The 8997-nt window shown below is 28.6% G+C and carries 12 protein-coding genes; 8 read left to right on the top strand and 4 right to left on the bottom strand.

All coding sequences use genetic code 11. The annotated features are described in order from the left end of the window. Positions 1 to 91: 91 nt before the first annotated feature. Positions 92 to 1327, bottom strand: a complete 1236-nt coding sequence (locus ACJDTP_RS26865) for a serine hydrolase (protein ID WP_406762949.1) — start codon at positions 1325 to 1327, stop codon at positions 92 to 94. A gap of 165 nt (positions 1328 to 1492) precedes the next feature. On the opposite strand from ACJDTP_RS26865, the gene ACJDTP_RS26860 reads away from it, so the two are divergent. The 4 genes from ACJDTP_RS26860 to rlmD all read left to right on the top strand — a co-directional run bounded on the left by ACJDTP_RS26860 (position 1493) and on the right by rlmD (position 5035). Then, positions 1493 to 2179: a helix-hairpin-helix domain-containing protein gene (locus ACJDTP_RS26860; RefSeq protein WP_161223111.1), complete on the top strand. Its 687-nt coding sequence runs from the start codon at positions 1493 to 1495 to the stop codon at positions 2177 to 2179. Between the two features lie 277 nt (positions 2180 to 2456). After that, positions 2457 to 3149: a hypothetical protein gene (locus tag ACJDTP_RS26855; protein WP_077838955.1), complete on the top strand. Its 693-nt coding sequence runs from the start codon at positions 2457 to 2459 to the stop codon at positions 3147 to 3149. Positions 3150 to 3169: 20 nt separating this feature from the next. Next, positions 3170 to 3568 (top strand): RDD family protein, encoded by a 399-nt coding sequence (locus ACJDTP_RS26850; protein WP_077842087.1) that lies wholly within the window; start codon positions 3170 to 3172, stop codon positions 3566 to 3568. Positions 3569 to 3679: 111 nt separating this feature from the next. Then, on the top strand, positions 3680 to 5035 hold the full coding sequence (rlmD, locus tag ACJDTP_RS26845) for a 23S rRNA (uracil(1939)-C(5))-methyltransferase RlmD (RefSeq protein WP_406762948.1): 1356 nt from the start codon (positions 3680 to 3682) through the stop codon (positions 5033 to 5035). Positions 5036 to 5100: 65 nt separating this feature from the next. Here the strand turns inward: rlmD and ACJDTP_RS26840 are convergent, their stop codons facing one another. The 3 genes from ACJDTP_RS26840 to ACJDTP_RS26830 all read right to left on the bottom strand — a co-directional run bounded on the left by ACJDTP_RS26840 (position 5101) and on the right by ACJDTP_RS26830 (position 6991). Next, complete coding sequence (locus tag ACJDTP_RS26840; protein WP_406762947.1) at positions 5101 to 6261, bottom strand: tyrosine-type recombinase/integrase; 1161 nt, start codon at positions 6259 to 6261, stop codon at positions 5101 to 5103. Beyond that, entirely contained in the window at positions 6245 to 6421 is a 177-nt protein-coding gene (locus ACJDTP_RS26835) for a hypothetical protein (RefSeq protein WP_171983586.1), read from the bottom strand. Before ACJDTP_RS26835 ends, ACJDTP_RS26840 begins: the two co-directional genes overlap by 17 nt. 195 nt (positions 6422 to 6616) lie before the next feature. Further along, a complete protein-coding gene (locus ACJDTP_RS26830; RefSeq protein WP_039773064.1) occupies positions 6617 to 6991 on the bottom strand; it encodes a helix-turn-helix domain-containing protein in 375 nt (124 codons plus the stop codon). Positions 6992 to 7243: 252 nt separating this feature from the next. Here ACJDTP_RS26830 and ACJDTP_RS26825 point away from each other — a divergent pair, with 252 nt between their 5' ends. The 4 genes from ACJDTP_RS26825 to ACJDTP_RS26810 all read left to right on the top strand — a co-directional run. Beyond that, on the top strand, positions 7244 to 7468 hold the full coding sequence (locus ACJDTP_RS26825; RefSeq protein WP_008423917.1) for a helix-turn-helix transcriptional regulator: 225 nt from the start codon (positions 7244 to 7246) through the stop codon (positions 7466 to 7468). Between the two features lie 116 nt (positions 7469 to 7584). Then, positions 7585 to 7806, top strand: coding sequence for a helix-turn-helix domain-containing protein (locus ACJDTP_RS26820; RefSeq protein ID WP_406762946.1), 222 nt, complete (start codon positions 7585 to 7587; stop codon positions 7804 to 7806). A 57-nt stretch (positions 7807 to 7863) separates the two neighbouring features. Beyond that, a complete protein-coding gene (locus ACJDTP_RS26815; protein ID WP_406762945.1) occupies positions 7864 to 8055 on the top strand; it encodes a hypothetical protein in 192 nt (63 codons plus the stop codon). A gap of 141 nt (positions 8056 to 8196) precedes the next feature. Then, the coding region (locus tag ACJDTP_RS26810; protein ID WP_406762944.1) for a phage replisome organizer N-terminal domain-containing protein at positions 8197 to 8997 on the top strand (801 nt) is incomplete at its 3' end.

Raw genomic sequence — 8997 nt, 5'->3', positions numbered from 1 at the left:
CCCGTTAAATACAGAAATCATCTTTTAAATTAGTCTATCTTTTTTTAAATTGTCCTTGACAAAGGGTACATTTTAGTTACTTCCTTTATTTTTATTTCTTTAATTTTATATTTATAAGCTTCCTTAATCCAAATACTCCTGCTAAAACAATAGCGACAGATCCTATATAGAGTTCTGAATTTGCATTGTTTGACAATGAATTAATAGAAAGAGGAAATTCATACTTTCTAGATGTCCCGGCAGCTAAATCCATAGTTGTATATTCTTTATCATTAACATAAACGGTACCTTTTAGTATGTTATCACCTTCATTAAATGATTGTTTGCTTAAATCCTGATCCTGTATTTTTATTTCAGAAGATACTGAATTTTCTTGACCTTTAGGAACATCATAATCGATATCTTTTGAAGCCAAAACAGGTATTGTAAGATTATTAGTTATTTTGTACTGAGAAACCTCATCACCTTTTTTGTAAAGGTGAACTAAAGAATAATTATCAAATCCGTAATTTAAGACTGCTTGCATATCATGAAAGTTTTGATCTTTATCAAGTGCATTTAAAAATGAAGCTACAAGAACATGTCCGTTCTTTTCTGCAGCAGCTACGTAAGTATGATTTGATTTTGTTGTATAACCATTTTTACCGCAAAGAGCAAAAGGGTAATAATATCTAGAATTCTTATTTATCATATAATTTTTATTGTTAAGTACAATAGTCTTTGAAGGGTTATTCTTGAGCGTTATTGTGTAATTTGGTGTAGTAGATAGTTGAACGTAATCTTTGTTATTTATAGCTTCCCTTAAAAATAACGCTAAATCATGTGCAGTAGTTGTATGTTCTGGATCTGGTAATCCACTTGGATTTTTAAAGTTTGTGTGTAAAGCTCCCAGTTCTTTTGCTTTTTCGTTCATAAGTTTAGAAAATGCTTCTGTGCTTCCTGATATGTGATCAGCTAAAGCATTTGCACAATCGTTTCCTGATTCCAAAAGAAGCCCTAAAAGCAAATCGCGAACAGTTACTACATCACCTTTTAATAAACCAACAGCAGTTCCATCTATTTTGGTGAAATCTTCTTGAACTGTCACTTCATCATCTAGGTTACACTTTTCTAAAGTTATAATTGCAGTCATAACCTTAGTAGTTGAAGCAGGTTCTAAAACCTTCTCTTCATTTTTCCCATATAACACCTGGCCAGTAGATGCATCAATTAAAGCGAAACCCTCAGCATTAATCTGTGGAGGCTGTGTTTCTGCTTGTACGCTATTATAGGTAAAGCAAAATAAAAACAAGAACAATATATTAAATGTTTTAAAAATTCTTTTCATAAAATTCTCCATACTTATATTAAATATTTTTAATCGTACTCAAAATACATTTTATCAAAAAAAAGGATTTTGCGCTATACAAAGTTCAAATAGATTCCAATAAGAGTCTAAATAATAAAAAAATGGGAATAATATTTAAAGAGAAATTGTAAAGGAGAAAAAGAAGTGGTACAAGAGTTCTTAAAGGATAAGAAAAAAATCGGCATATTAAGTATGCTATTTATTGTAGTAATTGTACTTATAGGATTATATGTGAAATCTGGGTTTAAAGAATTAAAGAAAAATGATACAGAAAGTATTTTTGTAGATGACAGTATTGAAGCTGATACATCAAATGATGAATCGGTTAATGCTCAAAATAATAATAAATCAAATAGTAAGGATAGCAAGAAACAAATAGTTGCAGCAAAAAATAAGAACATAGTTGTAGAAATAAAAGGAGAAGTAAAAAAGCCAGATGTTTATACAATGAGTGAAAACTCAATAGTAAAGGATCTCATAGACATATCAGGTGGGCTTACAGAAAATGCAGATTTAAGTAATATAAATAGAGCAAAAAAATTGCAAGATCATGAATTGATTTATATTTTAAACAAAAATGATGAAAACAAGGAAATACAAACTGTAAATTCAAATTCTAGTAATAAAGATAGTTCAGATAAAAAAATTAATATAAATAGTGCAACATTAGATCAATTAAAGACACTAAATGGCATAGGCGATTCAAAAGCAAAAGGTATAATTGAATATAGAGAAAAAAATGGTGGATTTAAATCAATTGAGGAAATAAAAAATGTATCTGGAATAGGAGACAACATGTTTGAGCGAATAAAGGAACAAATCGAAATTTGAACAACTTACAAATATATTACATTAATGCTTGTTAACGTTATAATAATTGCATGAAAGAGTAAAAAAATATATAATAAACAGTGTTATATCAAAACTAATTATATTAAATGAATGTAAAAGCAATCTAGAAAAGAGAACATAATATTATTTAGGTAAGAAAAAAGGTATAATATTGACACAGAGTTGTAATACACTGATGGTAAAATTGTATTATTCATTTGCCGTATATTAGTTAGACATAAAAATAACATCTAATTTAAATAAGGGGGAAAATTTAGTGTCTAAAAAGGTTATAAGTATACTTATGAGCATAATAGTTGCAGCATCATTAGCCGGGTGTAAAAATGCTACAGATAGTTCAACAAAGAAAACGGACACAACAACGGAAAGTAGCACAAACTCTAATGATGACAGTTTAGAGGGAAAATGGGCAAAAAATTATACATTAGATCAAACACAAAAGTTATTTAAAGATAAATTATCAAAGATGGAGAATATAACCAAGGATTTAGGGGTAAAATATACAAAAGATGAGAAAACAAGAAAAGAAAAGGATGAATCTGTAAATGATAACTCCATATATTTTGACAATGAGAAGCCAGAGGTAAATAAAATTGAAAGTATGTATTTTGGAATGAAGACATATGGTGATAACTTAGAAACTGGTGATATAAGCCTAAAGTTGAGCTTAAATTTTGATGGTGAGAGTGCAATAAAAAATAATAATTTTGACTTAGGAAAGACATCTTTTAAAAAGTACATAGAAGCATTTACAGACCAAGAAGGTAGAGATTATTCAGACATAAATAAACAAATAATTGATAAATTAAAAAGTGGAGAAAATCAAGTTCAGATTGATAACACAATTGATGGCTTAAAAGAAGAAATCTTAGCTACCAAAACGTGTATAATATATAAATTATCTACAAAGAAATACAAATTTGCTGATGGTGAAATGAGTATGAAGTAGATTACAAGGGGGAAAATTTTTTGGAAAAAGATAACTTAAATGAAAATGAAATAAACGATGAAGTGGAAGAAAACGAAATTAAAAAGATTTCGGATACTGAAGAAGAAACAGATAACAATGTTAATAAAGAGGTTGAAAGTTTAATAACAAGTGATGAAGAATCAGATAAACAATCTTCTTCTAAAATTATATTAGCTAACGCACTTGATCAGTTATTAATGATTGCTGGTTCAGCTTTATTAGTACTATTGTGTGATATAATCTTAAAATTATGTGGATACATGTTCGTAAGGGATAATGGAGCTATAATTTTAGCAGGAGGAATAATATATTTTATTATAAATTGTATTTATGCCCCAATAATGGAAAAGAGTAAACTAGAAAATACTTTTGGGAAAAAGATATTAAATATGAATTAATTTATAAACTGAATTTACTATTATAATTTAAAGAATATAAAAATTACTTTTTATATTCTTAATTTTTAATTACAGATAAAATTTTAAAATATAAGTACTTAGGAGTAGATGATGAAAAAAGGAAGCGATTTAAGCGTTAAAATAGAAAAGTTACAATTTCCATCGACAGGAATAGGTTATGCAGAAGATAAGACTATATATGTTAAGAATGCTTTTCCAGGTCAAACAGTTACAGGTAGGGTAAAAAGGAAGAAAGAAGATTATGCGGAGTTAAAATTAATAAGCGTAGACGAACGAGCTGATTATGAGATTGAAACTTCATGTCCTCATTTTGGAGTTTGTGGAGGATGTTCATCACAAGGTATACCATATGAAAAGCAATTAGAATTTTTAAGTGAAGAAGTTAAAGAGTTATTTAGAGAAGCAAATGTTGACACAGGAGAGTATCTAGGAATTCAAGGAAGCCCTAACCAATGGGAATATAGAAATAAGATGGAATTTACATTTGGTGATGAAGCCAAGGGAGAGCCACTTTCATTAGGTATGCATATGAGAGGAAAATCTTTTGGAATATTAACTGTAGATGAATGTAAACTTGTTGATGAGGATTATAGGAAAATTATTAAGTTGACTGCTGATTACTTTAGAGAGAAAGATTTGCCTTATTATAGAATAATGAAAGCTGAAGGCTATTTAAGACATTTAGTGATAAGAAAAGCTCAAAATACTGGCGAGATATTAGTTAATTTAGTTACTACTACTCAGGTAGACTTCGATTTAAGCGAATATGTTAAATTGCTAAGAGAACAAAGTTATAAAGGAAACTTAGTATCTATAATCCATACTGAAAATAATTCGAAATCAGATGCAGTAATACCAGAAAAGGTAAATGTGTTATTTGGAAAAGATTATATTAGAGAAACATTACTAGGATTACAATTTAATATTTCTCCATTTTCATTCTTTCAAACCAATACAAAAGGTGCAGAAAGTCTATATTCTATTGTTAAAGAGTTTATGGGAGATAGTGAAGAAAAAATTGTATTTGATCTCTATTGTGGTACAGGAACAATAGGGCAAATAGTAGCTCCAAATGCAAAGAAAGTAATAGGAATAGAACTTATTGAAGAAGCAGTTGAAGCTGCAAGAGAAAATGCTAAATTAAATGGATTAAATAATTGTGAATTTATAGCTGGTGATGTAGCAGAAATAATAAAAACAGTAAAAGTTAAACCGGATATAATAATATTAGATCCACCAAGAACTGGAGTACATCCTAAGGCGTTAGATTATGTAATTAAATTTAATGCACCAGAGATAATATACGTTTCATGTAATCCAAAGACATTAGTTAATGACCTTAGAGTACTTACGGAAAAAGGATATAAAGTTATTAAAACTAAAGTTAAGGATATGTTCCCTAATACACCTCACGTTGAAACTATAGTCAAACTTATTAAGCAATAAAGCCATTTTCGATAACATAATTAGTTAAAAATCTTCCGACTTCCGACATTCTTCCGACCGTGGATTTATGTGGTCGGAAGATTTATTTTTAACATATTTTCAAAAATATTAACACTATCATTTGACATCTTTTTAGTAACGTGAGAATAAACATCCATGGTAATTGAAGATTTACTATGACCAAGTCTTTCTTGAATATCTTTTATATTGGCACCAGCTTCTAATAACATGGTTGCGTGAGTGTGTCTTAATGAATGAAATTTAAATGGTATGTTTAATTCATAATTTACAATTCTACTTAGATACTTAATACTATCTGTAGTTAGGAGTTCACCATTTTCTTTTAAGCAAACAAAATCATAATCATTTTTAATGTAATATTCACCATAACGTAATTTGTTTGCTTTTTGATCAGTATGAAATCTTTTTAATAAAGAAATTAATGTACCTCCAATTTTTATAGTTCTATAACTGCTTTGAGTTTTTGGAGTGCCAAAAACCCATTGTTTAAATTCGTTTCTATACAGTATTTTTTCTACTTTAATAGTATGAGCGTTAAGATCTATGCAGTCCCAAGTTAATGACATAACTTCTGCAGCTCTCATTCCAGTGTGGAAACCTATTTGAAGTGGGATATGCATGTTACTGCCATAAGGGAATCTTTTTAATATAGTATTATACTGCTCGAGAGTTATAATTTTTAAATCTTCTAGATTATTAATTAATTTTTGATTGTACTTAGGCATTTTTACAAATGTCATTGGATTTTCTTTTATTAATTGATATGGATATACAGCATTTTTGAAAGCTCCACTTAAAACTCCATATAGATTGCTTAAATAGTTCTTACTAAATCCATTTCTATACTTTGTATTAATCAGTTCTTGTAATTTAGCAGGAGTAATTTTTTTTAGGTGATATATACCTATTTGAGGCTTAATATGGTTTTGAATTAATTGTTTATAGCTAACTTGAGTGTTAGGTTTGCAATTAAGTAAAACATATTCTTTAAACCAATAGTCAAAGTAGTCATTAACACTTATAGTACTCTCATCTATAAAAGTACCTGCATTTTCAAATTCAATAATTGCCTTTCTTAGCGATTCTAGTGCTTCTTTTTTTGTAGATCCTCCTGCACGTTCAATCTTTTTTCTTTTTCCATTCTCCTTTCCTACTTCAAAACTATAGTACCATTTGTTACCTTTCTTTCTAACGCTTCCTTCCATGTTTTAACACCTCCACGTTAGCTATTGTTTCGCAATTTGCATTATTTATACTTGATAACTCTTCATCATTTTTATGTATGAAATTCTCATTTTCGCCTATATCCCTTTTATAAACGATTTCATTATTGAGTCTTATCTTCAAAATGTATTTCCACAACATTAAAATCTCCCCCTAACATAAAGCGAACTCTTGTTCTAAGGAAAATTATAACATTATGTAAAAATAATTTCAATATTTTGGAATAATCTTTTGATTTTTTAGGAGAAGGCATGAATATTTAATACATTAAACTCAAAAATAGTATAAAAAACAAATAAAAAACTATAGATAGTTTCTACAGTTTTTCTTTGTACTTTATTTCTTTTTAGAGTTTTCAATTAGTTTGTTCACATCTAAACCCACGGCATCTAACTGCTTAATTATGTTTTGAACCTCTTCAGCAGTTAGTTCATGAGGAAATCCTTTATCGATTTCAATTTCTATAGTTTGATTATGCAATGTCCCAGAGTATACTTTTGAAAGTTTATCATCAGTTCGGCCTAGAAGATAATCAGTGCTACAGTCAAAATAGTCAGCAATTTTAATTAATACATCATCCTTAGGAAATCTATTTCCCTTTTCCCAATTAGTTACTGTTGCAGGTTCCACGCTCATAATTTTAGCAAAGTCTTTACCTAATAACCCTTTTTCTTCACGAAGTTCTTTAAGCCTAATAGGAAATTTACTCATATTATCACCCCCCTATACACTATATGCAATTCACTAACCTATATTATAAACTATTTGCTAATTAATAAACATCAAATTAACTAAAAGAAAAAATAAATTTTATTAAATTAAGTGAAACATGTTGAAATTATCTAAATGCTAATTTATAATAAAGCTAAATTATCTAAATGATAATCGGCAAGGAAAAATTATCATAATGAAAATTTGATCGATATCGAATTAAGATTAAATAATTAAAAAGGAGAATGAGAGATGTATAGCAAATTAAAAGGCCTTATGGTAGAAAAAAGAATTACTCAACAGGAATTAGCTGAAAAACTTAAAATAACTGGAAGTGCTTTAAATTACAAAATAAATGGTAAATCTGATTTTAGTGTAACAGAGGCTAAATTCATTTCGAATTTTTTTGGGAAAACAATAGAAGAACTATTTATTATTGATGAATTTAACAATATGAAAACTGATAGAAATGCTTAATATTAAGTAGAAAATTATAGATATGATCTTTTTGTTAAATGGGAATGAAATAGCACTTGTAATGTGAAGTGAATTTGTGAGGGATGAATTATTGAGATGAGAATAGGGGGATAATGATGGAGCCAGTTTTATATACTGTATCTGAAGCAGCAGAGTTATTAAAAGTTAATAGAAATTCTGTGTATGATCTATTAAAGAAGAATGTAATAAGAGGCCTAAAGCTTGGAAGTCTAAAGATAACCAGAACAGAATTAATGAAGTTTTTAGAAGAAAACAATGGGAAAGATTTATCTAACTTAGAGGATATTAAAGAATTAACTTTTGATAGAAATGAATAATAGAATAAATTCATTTTTATGGATATAGTTAACGATTTTAGAAAGAAGGAATTTAAATTGATTAGAAAATTTGAAGGACTAACAGCTAATGATTTAATAGAAATATTAAAGAATTATCAAAGGGATACAAAAGTATGCATCCAAATGCTAGGAGAAAATTTTCCGGTTAAGCAACTTGAAGAGTGTATTTATTATGACTTTGAAAAGGGGAAAAGAGGGAGGGCACATAAGGGAATTCTAATAAAATAAGGTATTACTAAATGAGGGGAGAAGGGTGAATTTTAAAATCTTAAAATGTTACGTATATGTTTGTAATTCAATTGGAATAAGTCCATCTTGGGATGGACTTGAAAGATTTAGAAAATTTTATTTATGGGAGCGTGAAAAATAATGGCAGATATTAAATGGATTAAATTAGCTACTTGTATGCCTGATGATGAAAAAATGAAATTAATAGATGCAATGAAAGAAAGGGATACAATCCATTATGTGTGGATAAGAATACTTTTACTAGGTGGAAAGCTTAATGCTAATGGTGAAATATTTTTATCAGAGGGAAAGCCACTTACTAGCAAAATGCTAGCCATATTATTTTCACGACCATTAGAAGCCATTAAACTTGCATTAAGAGTTCTATCTAAATTTGGAATGATTGAAATAGCTCCTGATAAAGTAATCAGAATTGTAAACTGGGACAAGTATCAAAATATAGAAGGAATGGAAAAAGTTCGCGAGCAAAATAGAAAAAGAGCTGAGACTCATAGGGAAAAGAAAAAACAAGAGAAGAATACTGCCAAAAGTGATGCTCAAGAAAGTTATGAAGATGAAGTTTTAGAAGAAAGCATAACTTTGAATGAAAATGAGGAACTAGAAGAAACTAATAATTTAGAACAAAAGAAAAATTCATCAGAGGAGAATTATGCGCCAGAAGAAAATAAAGCTCTTGATGAAAATGCAACATTAGAGAATTTAGAAACAAGGGAAGAAGCTTCTGTAAATACTGATACTGATGAAGCAGCTAGTGATATCAGTTCGGAAATTGCTAATAATAAAGATATCAGTAATAACATTATAGAAAGTACTGATAATAATAGTACTGTTACTAAAAATACTCGTAACGTTACGCAAAATAAAAGTAACGTTACAGTAACGCAACAGAATAAGAAAGAGATAGAGAATAAGATTAAGAAG

Source organism: Candidatus Clostridium helianthi, from assembly GCF_045310795.1.
In the GTDB taxonomy this organism is placed as follows: Bacteria; Bacillota; Clostridia; order Clostridiales; family Clostridiaceae; genus Clostridium; species Clostridium helianthi.
Note: the sequence above shows the minus strand (reverse complement) of the source record. Positions and strands in the feature narration are given on the sequence as shown.

What these genes read in the sequence shown, in the direction of transcription:
- ACJDTP_RS26820 (WP_406762946.1), top strand. Translation starts at nt 7,585, where the DNA reads ATGGAGCCAGTTTTATATACTGTATCTGAAGCAGCAGAGTTATTAAAA.
- ACJDTP_RS26865 (WP_406762949.1), bottom strand. Translation starts at nt 1,327, where the DNA reads ATGAAAAGAATTTTTAAAACATTTAATATATTGTTCTTGTTTTTATTT.
- rlmD (WP_406762948.1), top strand. Translation starts at nt 3,680, where the DNA reads ATGAAAAAAGGAAGCGATTTAAGCGTTAAAATAGAAAAGTTACAATTT.
- ACJDTP_RS26830 (WP_039773064.1), bottom strand. Translation starts at nt 6,991, where the DNA reads ATGAGTAAATTTCCTATTAGGCTTAAAGAACTTCGTGAAGAAAAAGGG.
- ACJDTP_RS26835 (WP_171983586.1), bottom strand. Translation starts at nt 6,421, where the DNA reads ATGTTGTGGAAATACATTTTGAAGATAAGACTCAATAATGAAATCGTT.
- ACJDTP_RS26825 (WP_008423917.1), top strand. Translation starts at nt 7,244, where the DNA reads ATGTATAGCAAATTAAAAGGCCTTATGGTAGAAAAAAGAATTACTCAA.
- ACJDTP_RS26840 (WP_406762947.1), bottom strand. Translation starts at nt 6,261, where the DNA reads ATGGAAGGAAGCGTTAGAAAGAAAGGTAACAAATGGTACTATAGTTTT.